Origin of the sequence: Kitasatospora sp. NPDC015120, from assembly GCF_043080305.1 — a bacterium.
GTDB lineage: Bacteria > Actinomycetota > Actinomycetes > Streptomycetales > Streptomycetaceae > Kitasatospora.
This window is the reverse complement of sequence record NZ_JBIBVJ010000012.1, coordinates 105,805-119,379: the sequence shown is the minus strand read 5'-3', so window position 1 is coordinate 119,379 and position 13,575 is coordinate 105,805. Positions and strand designations below refer to the sequence as shown.

16 protein-coding genes are annotated in these 13,575 nt (G+C 73.5%); 6 read left to right on the top strand and 10 right to left on the bottom strand.

Features of this window, described 5'->3' with window-relative positions; all coding sequences use genetic code 11:
* Positions 1–81: 81 nt before the first annotated feature.
* Both ACF1AK_RS24965 and ACF1AK_RS24960 read right to left on the bottom strand, forming a co-directional pair.
* Positions 82–1,110, bottom strand: coding sequence for a CU044_5270 family protein (locus tag ACF1AK_RS24965; protein ID WP_391501046.1), 1,029 nt, complete (start codon positions 1,108–1,110; stop codon positions 82–84).
* Complete coding sequence (locus ACF1AK_RS24960) at positions 1,107–1,712, bottom strand: RNA polymerase sigma factor (protein ID WP_380297096.1); 606 nt, start codon at positions 1,710–1,712, stop codon at positions 1,107–1,109. The genes ACF1AK_RS24965 and ACF1AK_RS24960 overlap by 4 nt, the downstream gene beginning before the upstream one ends.
* Positions 1,713–1,903: 191 nt before the next feature.
* On the opposite strand from ACF1AK_RS24960, the gene ACF1AK_RS24955 reads away from it, so the two are divergent.
* Together ACF1AK_RS24955 and ACF1AK_RS24950 are read left to right on the top strand one after the other, a co-directional pair.
* Complete coding sequence (locus ACF1AK_RS24955) at positions 1,904–2,485, top strand: NADPH-dependent FMN reductase (RefSeq protein WP_391501045.1); 582 nt, start codon at positions 1,904–1,906, stop codon at positions 2,483–2,485.
* Positions 2,486–2,556: 71 nt separating this feature from the next.
* Entirely contained in the window at positions 2,557–2,991 is a 435-nt protein-coding gene (locus tag ACF1AK_RS24950; RefSeq protein WP_391501044.1) for a MerR family transcriptional regulator, read from the top strand.
* Positions 2,992–3,227: 236 nt separating this feature from the next.
* Here the strand turns inward: ACF1AK_RS24950 and ACF1AK_RS24945 are convergent, their stop codons facing one another.
* Together ACF1AK_RS24945 and ACF1AK_RS24940 are read right to left on the bottom strand one after the other, a co-directional pair.
* On the bottom strand, positions 3,228–3,413 hold the full coding sequence (locus ACF1AK_RS24945) for a DUF397 domain-containing protein (protein WP_391501043.1): 186 nt from the start codon (positions 3,411–3,413) through the stop codon (positions 3,228–3,230).
* A gap of 8 nt (positions 3,414–3,421) precedes the next feature.
* Positions 3,422–4,267, bottom strand: coding sequence for a helix-turn-helix domain-containing protein (locus ACF1AK_RS24940; protein WP_391501154.1), 846 nt, complete (start codon positions 4,265–4,267; stop codon positions 3,422–3,424).
* 208 nt (positions 4,268–4,475) lie between these two features.
* Between ACF1AK_RS24940 and ACF1AK_RS24935 the strand changes: the two genes are divergently transcribed.
* A complete protein-coding gene (locus ACF1AK_RS24935) occupies positions 4,476–4,838 on the top strand; it encodes an ATP-binding protein (RefSeq protein ID WP_391501042.1) in 363 nt (120 codons plus the stop codon).
* A 399-nt stretch (positions 4,839–5,237) separates the two neighbouring features.
* Here the strand turns inward: ACF1AK_RS24935 and ACF1AK_RS24930 are convergent, their stop codons facing one another.
* The 5 genes from ACF1AK_RS24930 to ACF1AK_RS24910 all read right to left on the bottom strand — a co-directional run bounded on the left by ACF1AK_RS24930 (position 5,238) and on the right by ACF1AK_RS24910 (position 10,260).
* On the bottom strand, positions 5,238–6,461 hold the full coding sequence (locus tag ACF1AK_RS24930; RefSeq protein ID WP_391501041.1) for a serine hydrolase domain-containing protein: 1,224 nt from the start codon (positions 6,459–6,461) through the stop codon (positions 5,238–5,240).
* A gap of 214 nt (positions 6,462–6,675) precedes the next feature.
* A complete protein-coding gene (locus tag ACF1AK_RS24925; RefSeq protein ID WP_391501040.1) occupies positions 6,676–7,938 on the bottom strand; it encodes a serine hydrolase domain-containing protein in 1,263 nt (420 codons plus the stop codon).
* Between the two features lie 317 nt (positions 7,939–8,255).
* On the bottom strand, positions 8,256–9,026 hold the full coding sequence (locus tag ACF1AK_RS24920) for a CDP-alcohol phosphatidyltransferase family protein (RefSeq protein ID WP_391501039.1): 771 nt from the start codon (positions 9,024–9,026) through the stop codon (positions 8,256–8,258).
* 111 nt (positions 9,027–9,137) lie between these two features.
* A complete protein-coding gene (locus tag ACF1AK_RS24915; protein ID WP_391501038.1) occupies positions 9,138–9,860 on the bottom strand; it encodes a YidC/Oxa1 family membrane protein insertase in 723 nt (240 codons plus the stop codon).
* A 100-nt stretch (positions 9,861–9,960) separates the two neighbouring features.
* Positions 9,961–10,260, bottom strand: coding sequence for a DUF6412 domain-containing protein (locus ACF1AK_RS24910; protein ID WP_391501037.1), 300 nt, complete (start codon positions 10,258–10,260; stop codon positions 9,961–9,963).
* 155 nt (positions 10,261–10,415) lie between these two features.
* Between ACF1AK_RS24910 and ACF1AK_RS24905 the strand changes: the two genes are divergently transcribed.
* Both ACF1AK_RS24905 and ACF1AK_RS24900 read left to right on the top strand, forming a co-directional pair.
* The gene (locus ACF1AK_RS24905; RefSeq protein ID WP_391501036.1) at positions 10,416–10,700 is read left to right on the top strand and encodes a type II toxin-antitoxin system Phd/YefM family antitoxin; all 285 of its coding nucleotides are present in this window, start codon (positions 10,416–10,418) and stop codon (positions 10,698–10,700) included.
* Entirely contained in the window at positions 10,693–11,115 is a 423-nt protein-coding gene (locus ACF1AK_RS24900; RefSeq protein ID WP_380290386.1) for a type II toxin-antitoxin system VapC family toxin, read from the top strand. Before ACF1AK_RS24905 ends, ACF1AK_RS24900 begins: the two co-directional genes overlap by 8 nt.
* Positions 11,116–11,166: 51 nt before the next feature.
* Here the strand turns inward: ACF1AK_RS24900 and ACF1AK_RS24895 are convergent, their stop codons facing one another.
* Positions 11,167–12,270, bottom strand: coding sequence for a Gfo/Idh/MocA family oxidoreductase (locus ACF1AK_RS24895; protein WP_391501035.1), 1,104 nt, complete (start codon positions 12,268–12,270; stop codon positions 11,167–11,169).
* A 475-nt stretch (positions 12,271–12,745) separates the two neighbouring features.
* Between ACF1AK_RS24895 and ACF1AK_RS24890 the strand changes: the two genes are divergently transcribed.
* Positions 12,746–13,525: an HAD-IIA family hydrolase gene (locus tag ACF1AK_RS24890; protein ID WP_380290390.1), complete on the top strand. Its 780-nt coding sequence runs from the start codon at positions 12,746–12,748 to the stop codon at positions 13,523–13,525.
* Positions 13,526–13,575 lie beyond the last annotated feature (50 nt).

Genomic DNA, 13,575 nt, shown 5'->3' with positions numbered 1-13,575 from the left:
GTGCTGCCACGAACCCAACGCCGGTTCGGCCGTTCGCACAATAGTTCCGACGAGGACCGGTCAATGGCTGGCCGAATTGGCTCAATGGCTTGATTCCACGGATTCCGCCGGAGCCGTGCCACCGGGGGCGTCGACGATGCCCCGGGCGAGGACGGCGGTGGACTCCACCGCGTCGCCGGACCTGCCCCACGGGCCGTCCTTCACCAGGACGGTGCGGGTGCCGAGCAGTCCCAGGGTCGTCCGGTCGAAGATCCACTCGAAGCGCCGGCCGTCGTTCACCCGGGCCACGGCCACCCCGTGCCGCCCGGCGGCGTCCACCGAGTCCTCCACGGCCACCACGCCCGGGATGCGGGCGGCGGCGCGGTAGAGCGCCGAGCCGGTCTGGGGCGGGACGACCGAGTCGCGCAGGAGGTCGCCGATGGCGATGAAGGCCTCGTGGTCCGCTCCGGCGGTCGAGCCCGACCCGGAGCCGTGGTTCGGCCCGGCATCGGTGTAGATCAGCTTCAGCAGGGCGTCGGGGTCGGCCGGCAGGGTGGTCAGCAGGCGGTAGGTGGGGGAGTCCAGCGAGCCGCGGGGAACGGCGGGCAGGGAGGTGTCGGCGCCGTCGCGGCGCACCAGGCCGGGGGTGCTGCCGTCCACGGCGGTCCAGCGCTCGGTCTCCGTGGTGGCATCGGTGCGCGCCATGGCGCCGTCGGCGGCCTCGGTCAGCGTGCTGGTGCGGGCGATCGTCCGCAGGTAGGTGAACTGGCCGTCCCGCGCCGGGGGCTGGGGCTGGGCGTAGGCGACCCGGGCGATCCGGTCGAGGAGTTCCACGGAGGCCGCGGTGGCCGTCGGCCGCGGGTCCTGGGAGGAGGAGGGCTCGGGGGCCAGCGTGACGGCCGTGATGGCGGCGGCGGTGGCGATGGCGGTCACCGCGACGAGGCCGCGCCAGCGGGCGGTGAGGGCGGAGAAGGGGCGGGGCCGGGCGAACTCGGCGAGCAGGATGTCACGGCGGAGGGCCAGCTGCGAGGGGGAGGGTTCCGGGTGAGGCGGCGGGGGGAGCAGCCGGGCGAGTTCACGGCGCTCGCTGTGTTCGTTCCACTCGGACTGGTCGGTGCGTGTGGTGCTCATGGCCGCCTTTCCTGGTGGTGGCCCACGGACTGATGGCTGATGGCGAGGCCGACCCGGGGTGGTGCAGGGGGATCCTCGGCGTCGACGATCCGGCGGAGCTTGTCCCGGACGCGCGAGAGCCGGGAGCGGACGGTGCCGACGGGTATGCCCAGGGCCCGGGCGGCCTCGGCGTAGCCGAGCCCGGACCACACGACGAGGGTGAAGACCTCGCGCTCCGGCCCGCCGAGCTGGTCGAGCGCGCGGACGGCGGCGGCCGCCGTGTTGGCGTCGGTGATCCGGCTGACCACTTCGTCGGCGAAGTCGGGGATCGGATCGCGCCGGGGCAGGCGGGACATCGCGTCCCGGTGCCGGCGGGCCGTGCGGGCGGTGTTGCGGAGCACGTTGGTGGCGATGGCCAGCAACCAGGCACGGGGGTGGAGGACCTCGTCACGGAGCTTTCTGCGGAGCCGCCAGGCTTCGAGGAAGGTGAGGGAGACGATGTCGTCGGCGAGGTCGCGGTCCCCGGTGGACCTGTACGCGTGCGCGAAGACCGTGCGAGCGTGCTGATCGTAGAGCTCGGCGAACAGCTGGCGCTCGCCGGCCTGCGTCTGCTTACTGGACAAGGAGGACTCCACGCAGATCTGGTGTCCGCAGGGCGGAGGTGGTTCCAGAGAAGTTTGGGAAAAGGCGGGAGAGAGAGGACACCGGCCCGCGGCCCGCGGCCCGCGGCCCGCGGCCCCGGGAGCGGGGAGCGGGGAGCGGCCCGGGCGGTCGGGTTGAGTTCGCCCATAGGCGAATGTCTAGCGTCGACGTCATGACAGAAGACAACGCCAAGGACCGGATCCGGGTCGCCGTGGTGATCGGGAGCGTGCGCAGGCCCAGGATGGCCGATCCCCTCGCCGCGTGGCTGGAGCGCGAGCTCACCGCGATCGACGGGCTCGACGTCGACATGATCGACCTCGCCGCGGTCCCGCTGCCGATGCACGAGATGCGACCGGGAGGCGCGGCTGCGTCCCCGATCGCCGGCCGGCTCGCGGAGGCCGACGGATTCGTGTTCCTCACCCCGGAGTACAACCACAGCTTCCCGGCGCCGGTGAAGAACGTGATCGACTGGCACTTCACCGAGTGGGCGTACAAGCCGGTCGCGTTCGTCGGGTACGGGGGTTCCGGCGGGATCAGGGCCGTCGAGCAGTTGCGGACGGTCTTTCCGGAACTGCGCGCCACCACGGTCCGGGAGTCGGTGCTGCTGCCGATGCCGTGGGAGCACCTCGACGTCGAGGGCCGGTTCGTCGCTCCGCCGGGTACGGCGCAGGCGCTGGGTGCGACGATGGAGGAACTGCGCACCTGGGCGGTGGCGTTGCGCCCGGTCCGCGCAGGCCTGGCCGCCCGGACGTGAGCAGGCGGCCCCCGCCGCGCCGCTGGGACACTGGACCGGCACGATCCACCCTCGGACGCGGGACGTATGCCATGACCACCACCGGGAATTCCGGCCACGAAGCGAGCCATGCCACTCTGACGGTCGGACAGCTGGCGAGGGCCGCGGGGGTGACGGCCAACGCGGTCCGCTTCTACGAGCGTTACGGCGTGATCAGCGGGTACCGGAGCAGCGGCAACGCCCGCCGCTTCACCGTCGACGCGGTCTGCCGGATCAAACTCGCACTCGCTGCGCAACGCGTCGGAATCACCCTCAAGGAGAGTGCCGGGATCCTCGCCGGCATTCCGCCGCTCTCGCCCGATCTCGACCGGTGGGCGGCGGCGGGGGAGGAACTCGTCCGGATCGGCCGGGACCGCATCAGCCGGCTGCACGAGACGGTGAACGAACTGGCCACGCTGGAGTTCCTGCAGGCGGACCCGCGTGCCGAACGGAGCGGGGTGCCGTCCGGAGCCGCCGGAAGCAGGTGATGGTGCAGCCGGGTCCCTGGCGGGGGGGGGGGGGGGCGGCCCGGGGGGCGGGGGGGGGGGGGGGGGGGGGGGGGGGGGGGGTGTGGGGGGGGGGGGGGGGCGGGCGCGGGGGGCGCCGAGCGGCGCGGGGGGGGGGGGGCCGCGCGGGGCGGCCGTGTTTGTTGGTGGGGCCGGGGGGGGGGCGGGGCGCCCCCCCCCGGCCCCCGCCGGCCCCCGCGCGCGGCCGAGGGGTGGTGTCAGGTGTGGAATTCGCCGTTCTGGATGCCGGTCACGAGGTCGCGCCATTCCGCGAGGGTCAGCCGGGCTATGGAGGAGGGGTGGAGGCTGCTCCGGACGTAGACGGCGTCGTCGGTGATGGCCACCTCCGGGCAATTGTTGCCGTCGCCGCAGAGGTTGGGCTTACGCCAAGGGAGTTCTTCCACTGGTTTCCTCACAGGCCTTTCAGGATGCCGGAGATGAAGTCGCACGACTCGGTCGGACCGAGAGCGCGCTCGCGCATGGCACCAATGATGTTCCGATAGTTCTCAAGTTGGTTCACCTCGGTCAGAAAGGCCGGCGATCCCACGGAGTCCAGCTGGACCGTGTCGAGGCGGGCTACGGGGCCTCGCGCATACATGACGGCCTGGCCTGCACCCTTGAAGCCTCCTGATCGAAACTCCAGAACGCGCAAGGTGATGTTGGGCCGCTCGGCGAGCATCAGCATGTGCTTGAGCTGTGCTCTTGCCACACTCGTTCCGCCGAACTCCATCCTCAGCGCGGCCTCGTGCACGATCGCCTCGTAGTCGATCGGATCGCTGCGAGACAGGATTTCGGCGCGGCGAACGCGATTCTCCACCCGTGCTTCGATGTTCAGCGGCCGAAGCGGGGGATAGACCTCACGGAATATCTCCCTTGCCGTGTCCTCTGTCTGCATCAGCCCAGGCACATGGCAGATCTGATAGGTCGCGAGACCGCGTGCGTGATGCTCCACTTCGGAGATGTCGAGTATCCCCGCAGGAACAAGCCCTCTGTGTTCCTCCCACCAGCCCTTCGACTTGTCGGAGGCCATGGCGGCCACCGCATCGACGTACTCGGCGTCGCCCTCCTCGTACGCCTCGGCGAGAGCGATCACCCGCTCGGCACTGATCGGGTAAGTGCCCTGCTCGATCAGCGTGATCTTGCTTCGGTCCACGCCCAGAACGGCGGAGGCATCTCCTGATGTGCGGCCGGCGGCTTCGCGCATCTTCCGAAGCTCGATGCCGACCCGCTTTCGGCGTGCGGTTGGGGTAGGTGGCATGTGCCAAGCATCCACCGATGTGAGTATGCCAGTCCAACTCACAACTAGGCACACTTTCTACGGCTGGCTGGCAAATTTGCCTATCTCTGCCCTACAGTCTGTGATGCACCGCTCACCGGACGGATAGTCATCCACGTCCCTCACCCGGGCAGTTGGCACCCTCATGCCTCCCTCCGGTGCGCCCCCACCTACACCGCTGGGAGTCCCCATGTGTACGCGTAACACCCCCTCCCTCACCGTCTCCCGCGAGGCCCTCCGTACGGCGATGACCCTCGCCGGCTTCCACTCCGACGTCATCGCCGACGCCGAACTCGCGCTCGTCGAGCTGATCGTCAATGCCTGGCGCCACGGCGGTACGGCCTCGCCCGTCGTCCTCGTCCTGCTCCTCGACCGGGCGATCCGCGTCTCCGTCGGAGACAACTCCTCCGACCTCCCCGACCCCCGCACCCCCGACTCCCTCGCCGAGTCCGGCCGGGGCCTCCAACTCGTCCAGGGCCTCACCCACCGTTGGGGCGCCGACCCCCAGAAGCGCGGCAAGCTGGTCTGGTTCGAGTTCGACCGCGCCGCCTGACCATGATCGGGCTACTGACCCTCATCATCACCGCCGCAGTCGTCGGCGCCGTCTGCCGTCTGCGGTCGGACTCCCTCCACGACCGCCACCGCCGCCGCGACCACGACCACCGCATACCCGGGCAGCCCCCCTCCGGGGGCGCGCGCCCGACCTGACCGGCTGCCCGGTCGGCCAGGTCGGACGCGCCGGCCACGGCCGTTGCCCCGCCGCCTCCGCCGCAGGGGTGGACAGGGGCGGCGACGGCCGTGGCCCGATCATCGTCCCCGCGGCGGACCGCGCCCGTCCATCTGCCGATCGACGGGTCGCCACTCCTCCCCGGAGCGCACGCCGGATCCGGGGGCCCTGCCGGGAGCCGGTGAACGGCTGACTCACCTACCTCAGAGCCTCCCTGACGTCACCTCAGTGCAGCGCCGCCAGTCCGGCCGCCGCGTCGGCCGAAGCCGCCTTCGTGCCGTCGCACAGCGTCCTGACCGCCACGTCGACCACCGCCGCATCGAGGCCCGACGGGTCCGTGCCCTCGTACGGGTTGTACGACAGCGCCACCTGCCGCTTGCCGTCCGCCGTGCCGAACAGCAGCGTGCCCCAGCCCGGCAGGCCGCCGTCGTGGCCCCACAGCGGACCGCAGCCGAAGTCGGCCTGCGCCACGCCGAGTCCGTAGAACGTGGTGCCCGAGCCGGTCGGCACCGTGCGCTTCAGTTCCGCCTGCTCGGCGGGCCGCAGCAGCTTGCCGCCGAACAGGGCGGCGTGGAAGCGGTTGAGGTCGGCGGGCGTGGAGATGCCGTTGCCCGCCGCGTCGGCGACGGTCGTGTTGAGCCGGGTGATGTCCGCCGGACCCTCCGGCAGCTTGGCGTAGGCGTGCGCGTGCGGGCCGCGCAGGCCGGTCTCGGAGGCGGGGAACACCGTGTCGCCGAGGTGCAGCGGTGCGACGATCCGCCGCTCGACCTCGCTCTGCCAGCTGTTCCCGGTGAGCTTGCGGATCACCATCCCGGCCAGGACGTAGTTGGTGTTCGAGTACTTCCAGCCCTGGCCCGGCGCGAAGTACGGCGCGTGCGCGACGCCGATCGCGACCAACTGCTCGGGCCGGTGGTCCTGCCAGCGGCGCGACCCGTAGGCGTAGTCGCGCAGGCTCGCCTCGTCCTGGTAGAAGAACCGCGGATCCTCCAGGTAGTCGTACAGGCCGCTGGTGTGGTTGAGCAGTTGGCGCACGCTGATCGCGCCGCCGCCGGGGACGACACCCGGCAGGTACTGCTCCACCGGGTCGTCCAGCCGCAGCCGGCCCTCGGCGACCAGTTGGAGCACGACCGTCGACACGAACGCCTTGGTGACACTGCCGATCCGGAACCGGCCGTCCGGCCGGACCGGCTGCCCGGTGTCCAGGTCGGCGGTGCCGGCCGCGCCGCGCCAGATCCGGCGGCCGTCCTGCCGCACCTCGGCGAACGCGGCCGTCGAGGAGCCGTCCGTGATGAACGCCTGCAACTGGGCCTGGGCGTCGACGCCGGCCGGTGCGGCTGCCGTCGCCGACGGCGCGAGCGTGACGACCGCCGCCCCGGCCAGTGCGACGGCGGCCGTCCGCATCGCTGGCCGGCCGTGCCTGCGCGCCGCTTGAGCATGGGCGAACGCCATGGTGAACCACCCTCCCCGGCCCGGACCTCGGGCCCTCGGCACTCAGGCTCGCATCCGTGCGGCCCGTCCCGCGTCGTCCTGCGGACCGGCCTCGAAGGCCCCCGGCCGTCCGTCAGAGGTATCCCGGGACCCGGCCGAACGGCGGGGGTGGCGCGCCGGCCGATCGGCGTCACCGGGCTTGACGCCGCCCCCTCCCCGCCGTCCGGCCGGCCGCTCAACGCAGGAACTGCAGCGGCGAGTTCGCCGTGGCGCTCTTCGTGGTGGCCCCGGCCGGGCCGCACGAGGCCTTCTCGATGAAGGCATTCAGCGTGGTGAAGGTGTCGTTCGTCTCGGACCCCTGCGGGACGTTGAAGGAGAGCGAGAACTGCCGCGTGCCGTCCTTCGACCCGAGCCAGATCGTGTTGTAGCCCGGTATCCCGCCGGTGTGGCCCCAGATCTCCCCGCAGGGCAGGTCGTAGCGGATCAGTCCCAGCCCGTAGTGCGCGCCGAGCATCGGCGCGGGGACGGCCGTCGTCATCTCCGCGAACCGGGCCGGGGAGAGCAGCCTCCCGCCGAACAGGGCGGCGTGGAAGCGGTTGAGGTCGGCGGTGGTGGAGATGCCGTCGCCGGCCGCGTCGCCGAAGCTCGGGTTGATCCGGGTGAGGTCGGCCGGGCCCTCCGGCAGCTGGGCGTACCCGTGGGCGTGCGGGCCGGGGATGCCCGTCCGGGTGCCCGCGAACACCGTGTCGTCGAGGTGCAGCGGTGTGACGATCCGCCGGTCCACCTCGGTCCGCCAGTTGTGCCCGGTGACCTTGCGGATCACCTCGCCGATGAGGACGTAGTTGGTGTTGGAGTAGTGCCAGCCCTGCCCGGGCGGGAAGTACGGCGCCCGCTGCACGCCCACCTCGATCAGCTGGTCCGTGCTCCACGTCGTCCAGCGGCGCTGGGCGACGTACGAACGCAGGGTCGGCACGTCCTGGAAGAGGAAGCGCGGATCGTCCAGGTAGTCGGACAGGCCGCTGGTGTGGTTGAGCAGTTGCCGCAGGCTGATCGCGCCGCCGTTCGGGACGACGCCCGGCAGGTAGCGCTCCACCGGGTCGTCCAGCCGGAGCTTCCCCTCGTCGACGAGCTGCAGGGCGACCGTGGACACGAAGGTCTTGGTCACGCTGCCGATCCGGAACCGGCCGTCGGCGCGGGCCGGCCGCCGCGAGTCGAGGTCGTTGACCCCGGCGGCGCCGCGCCAGACCCGGCGGCCGTTCTCGCGCGCCTCGGCGAGCGCCGCCGTCGAGGAGCCGCGCTCCACGAGGGCCCGCAGCTCGGGGTCCAGGTCGACCCGCGCGGCGGCGCCTGCCGTCGCGGCGGGGGGCCCGCTCGCGGCGTCGGCCGCGAGGGCCGCCGTCGGGGCGAGCGTGATGGCGGTCGCGCCGGCCAGCGCGACGGCGGCGAGCCGTACGGCGCGGGTGGTGCGGGTGGTGCGAGTGGTGCGTGCGACGTTCATGGCGATCCCTCCCCGGGGCCGAACTCCGGCCCCCTGTCGCCAAGTTCGCACAGGTTGGGGTGATCCGCGTCGTCCTGCGGACCGGCCCCGGAAGCCCTCTCGGGGAGGGCGCGACCCGGCCGAACGGCGGGGGTGGCGGGAGGGCCGATCGGCATCAGCGGGGTTGACGCAACCGTCCGCGGGTGCTCGTCGCGGTGGCGGCCAGGGCGCCCCGGGAACGCGCGACGGCGCGCCGGCCCGGGGGTCGGCGCGCCGTCGGTGCGCCCGGCTCGGTGGCCGGCTCGGTGGCCGGCTCGTTGGCCGGCGCGGCGTTCGGCTCAGCGCAGGCGGGAGGAGGACAGGATCGACGCCAGGTGCGCGACCACCATCCCCCAGGTGATCACGGTGATCGCGGCGACCGTCGCCTGGGTCGGGTCGGTGTGGCCGGCCGCCGCGTCCACGACCGCCGCCGCCAGCAGCACCAGTGAGGCCTCGATGCCGTTGGTCACCCGGTGGATCTTGAAGACCGACGCCAGCCGGCGCGCCGTCGCGATGCCCTGCGAGCGCGGCTGCGTCGACTCCTCGTCCGCCGGCGCCATCCCGCTGCGCGCCCGCGCCACGTCCACCAGATCGGTCGACGCCTTCAGCAGCACCACGCCCAGCGCGGCCGCCAGGCCCACCGACACCCACAGCTCCGACCCGCCCCGGGCCGCCCGGACACCCGCGCCGATCATCAGCGCCGCGTCCGCCAGGTACGCGCCGAGCCGGTCGACGTACACCCCGGCCATGCTGAACTGCTTCTTCCAGCGGGCCACCTCGCCGTCCACGCAGTCGAACAGCAGGAAGCCCTGCATCAGCACCACCGCCAGCACCGCGCCCGGCAGCCCCGGGATCAGCAGCGCGGCCCCCGCGCCCACTCCGCAGACCACCATCACCCAGGTCAGCGTGTTGGGCGACACCGAGGTCCGCACCAGCTGCCGGGTGACCCGCAGGGAGACGGCGCGCATGTAGAGCCGCCCCGCCCAGTGCTCCCCGTTGCGGCTCGCGAGCTTCGCCTGCGGCTGGCAGACCTCCCGCAACTCGGCCAACGCCGGAGCAGCGACCGTCATGGTCCGACCCTTCCCTTCGTCCGTCTGGTCCCACCTGTGTGATCGTCCGGCCGACCGGGCCAAACGATCACACAGGCTAGAGGAGGCCCGGCGCTCCCTCCGACCCGGGCGTCACACCAGCGCGACGCCGCCCGCCGGCTCCGGCGCGCCGTCCCGGTACAGCCAGGCGCGCTCGGCGGCGGACCAGGCGGTGGTGGTCAGCAGGTAGACCCCGGCCGCCAGCGGCACCAGGGCGGCGAACAGGACCGTGCCGAAGGACAGGTACGGCAGGACCGCAAGCCCCGGCTGCGGCGGCGCGCCCCCGTCCTCCGCCGCCTTCGCCGCCTGCTCGCCCTGCGCGCGCCGGGCCCGCCGGAAGCCGGCGTACGCCACCGCCGCCAGACCCGCGTACAGCACGGCGAACACCGCCCACTGCCCCGCGCCCTGCGCCGCGCCCACGTGCAGACCGAGCGGGGCGCCGAACAGGGTGTGGCCGAGCAGGTCGTTCGGGGTGGTGAACAGCCGGTACATCACCGAGAAGAACGGGATCTGCACCAGCATCGGCAGGCACCCTGCGAACGGCGAGGCCTTCTCCTCCCGGTACAGCTCGGCGAGCGCCGCCCGGAGCTTCTCCGGGTGCCCCTCGTGCCGGCGGTTCAGCTCGGCGACCCGCGGCGCCAGCCGGGCGCGCGACTTCTCGCCGCGCGCCGCCGCCCGGGCCAGCGGGTGCAGCGCCAACCGGACGCAGACGGTGAACAGGACGATCGCGAGCGCCGTCGGGGCGATCTGCGCGAGCGCGGCGACGGCATCGTGGGCCAGGCCGACGGCCGGGTCGAGCACAGTGAGAACGGACATGGTGGAGCGAGCCCTCCGGGGTCTCGGGGTACGAGTGGTCGACGGAGGACGGCCGCGGCTGCGGATCCGTTGGCGGATCTTCGAGGGGGTGCTTCGAGCGCTACGCGGCCGCCGGGGCCGCTCCCGGCGCCCTCGGACGCCGTCGGCCCCGGGCGTCCGGATCGCGCTGCGGGAGGAACGCCGTCCGGAACGCGCGCCTGCGCAGCATCCCGTCCCGCACGTTCGCCGGTGCCCGCGCCCCCAGCAGCCGCGCGACGACCAGCGCCCCCGCGACCGCCCCGGCCACCAGCACCACGGCGGCCGCGGCCGCCACCGAGGTCAGCGACCCACCGCCCTCGGCGAGCCACCCGCCCCCGCCCAGCACCCGCAGCACGCCGAGCAGCATCGCGACCACCGTCACGTCCCTGCCCTCCTCCCGCGCCCCGGATCCGGGCCTTCGGAGCAGGAAGACGATCGGGCCCCCGCCCCGGTTCCCGGTGTTCAGGAAGGCCGACCGGACGGACCGGTGCGCGCGGAGGTGTAGCCGCGGGTGCTACACGGGGCTACCGTGGGGGGATGAAGACGATTACCCAGCGGGAGTTCCGGAACAACTCCGCCGCGGTGATGGACGCCGTGGAGGCGGGGGAGATCTTCCACATCACCAGGAACGGGGTCGAGGTCGCGGAGTTGCGGCCGGTGGCGGGGCGGCGCCGGCTCACGGCGGAGGAGCTGGTGGCGCGGCACGTGAAGCTGCCGCGGGTGGACTACCAGGAGATGCGCAAGGAGGCCGAGGACTACTTCGGGCCCGAGGAGCTGGTCGGGGACGAGGACGGCGATCCGTTCGAGCGGCCGCGTGGCTGAGCGGCGCAGGGCGTCCCGGCGCCGGCCCGCCGGGGTGCTGGACACCTGTGTCTACATCGACCTCGCCCTGCTCAGCCCGGCCGACCTGCCGGCCGTGCCGGAGCTGACCGCGATCACCTTCGCCGAACTGCAGCAGGGCGTCTCGATGGCCCGCGACCCGGTCAGCCGGGCGGCCCGGATGGAGGTGCTGGGCGCCGCCATGGCGGACTTCGAGCCGCTGCCCTTCGACGCGGCCGCCGCCGCCCGCTACGGCACCCTGGTCACCCTGACCATCGCCGCCGGGCGCCAGCCGCGCCCGCGCCGGATCGACCTGATGATCGCCGCGATCGCCTCCGCGCACGGCCTGCCGCTGTACACCCGCAACCTCGCGGACTTCAAGGGCCTGGGCTCGGCCGTCGAGGTCATCGGCGTCTGACCGGCCTCCGGCCGGGGCCGGCCGGGTGTCCGGCGGCGGGCCGACGCGGGGTCAGCCGAGGCGGACCGTGGAGCCGGTGGCGGCGGAGGCGCGGGCGGCCTCCAGGACGGCGAGGGTGGCGACGGCGTCGCGCGGGTCGACCGGGGGCGGGGTGCCGGGAGTGGCCAGGGCGGCGGCGACGCCCGCGTAGAAGGCGGGGTAGTCACCGGGCTCGGTGGGCACGGTGACCGCCGACTCGTCGGTGCCGAGCACGCCGTCGCGGGCCGGGTCCTCGGCGCCCCAGGGGGTCGCGGCGTCGGGGCGCAGGCCGGAACGCAGGGCGGCCTCCTGGGGGTCCATGCCGGACTTGACGTACCCCGCGGTGTCGCCGAGGACCCTCAGGTGGGGGCCGACCAGCGGGGCGAGCGCGCTGGTCCACAGGTGGGAGCGGGTGCCGTCGGCGTGGGTGAGGGCGAGGAAGGCGTCGTCGTCGACCACCGCGCCGTCGCGCCGGACGTCGATCTCGGCGTACACGGTGTCGACCGGCCCGAAGAGCGTGAGCGCCTGGTCGACGAGGTGGCTGCCGAGGTCGTAGAGGGTGCCGCCGACCTCGGCCGGGTCGGCGAGCTCGCGCCAGCCGGGCTTGGGCTTGGGGCGGAAGCGCTCGAAGCGGGACTCGAAGCGGTGCACCCGGCCGAGCGCGCCCTCGCGGACCAGCCGGGCGGCGGTGAGGAAGTCGCCGTCCCAGCGGCGGTTCTGGAAGACGGTGAGCAGGGTGCCGTCCGCCTCGGCGAGCGCGCAGAGCTCGGCGGCCTCGGCGGCGGTCCCGGCCAGCGGCTTGTCGACCACGGTGGCCAGTCCGGCGGCCAGCGCGGCGCGGGTGAGCGGGGCGTGGGTGCGGTTGGGGGAGGCGATGACGACCAGGTCGAGCGCCTCCGGGTCGGCGAGCAGCTGCTCGGGGGTGTCGACGGCGCGGGCGCCGGGGTGCTCGCGCCGCAGCTGCTCCCGGCGCTCGGGGTTGGCGGTGACCACCGCGTCCAGCCGCAGCCCCGGGGTGGTGGCGATGAGGGGGGCGTGGAAGGCGGAGCCGGCCAGGCCGTAGCCGATCAGACCGACGCGGAAGGGCGGGTGGTTGCCGGAGGGGGTGGCCGGGGCTCGGCGCGCGGAGGTCGTCATGCGCCCTACTCAACCACGGCGGGCCCGTCCGGCCCGGGTTCCGGCGTCCGGCGCGGGTCCCCGCGGCGGGGAGGTGCGGGGGCGTCCGGGCGGTGCCCGGTGCCCGGTGTCCGGGGGGCGTGCGCGGAGACTGTGCCGCCGCCGCGGTGGGGGACGCGGCGGCGTGGCGTTCACGGTAGCCGTGCCGGGCCGCGCTGCCGAGGGGCATCGCTGCGGTTAGGGAGGCCTTAAGGAGCCCTTGAGGAGAGCATGTCGACCCGTGCGGGCGGGGCCGGGTCCGTTCCGTCCAGCGGGACGCACTGCCGTCGGCCAGGTGTGCGGATTAGGCTGTGGCCGGTTGGGGCAGCCAGCAGTACCCCCGGCGGTCCGGTGTCCCGAGGAGGGTCCGGCCGGTGGGAGGCGCAACGGTGACGGCGATGCGCCGCAATTTCGTACGACCATCGCATGACATGGCAAGACTTCGGGAGACACGCACGTGGCAGACCGCAAGCCCATCGAGTCCTGGCTGACCGACATGGACGGTGTCCTCATCCACGAGGGCACCCCCATTCCCGGCGCGGAGGAGTTCCTGCGCCGGCTGCGGGAGTCCGGCAAGCCGTTCCTGGTCCTCACCAACAACTCCATCTACACCCCGCGCGACCTCAGCGCCCGACTGGCCGGCATGGGCCTGGAGGTGCCGGAGGAGTGCATCTGGACCTCGGCCCTGGCCACCGCCAAGTTCCTCAAGGGCCAGCGCCCCGGCGGCACCGCCTACGTGATCGGCGAGGCGGGGCTGACCACCGCGCTCTACCAGGCCGGCTACGTGCTGACCGACAACAACCCGGACTACGTCGTCCTCGGTGAGACCCGCACCTACAGCTTCGAGGCGCTCACCAAGGCGATCCGCCTGATCAACCAGGGCGCCCGCTTCATCTGCACCAACCCGGACGAGACCGGCCCGTCCACCGAGGGCGTGCTGCCGGCCACCGGCTCGGTCGCGGCGCTGATCACCAAGGCGACCGGCGTCGAGCCGTACTTCGTCGGCAAGCCCAACCCGCTGATGATGCGCGAGGCGCTCAACACGGCCGGCGCCCACTCGGAGACCGCCGTCATGATCGGCGACCGGATGGACACCGACATCGTGGCCGGCATGGAGGCCGGCATGGAGACCATCCTGGTGCTCACCGGCCTCACCGCCGCCGCCGACGTGGAGCGCTTCCCGTACCGGCCGACCCGGGTGGTCAAGTCGATCGCGGACCTCGTCGAGCTGGTCTAGCCTCGGCACTGCTGTTTGCGGGCCCCGCCCCGGCCATGACGGCCCGGGGC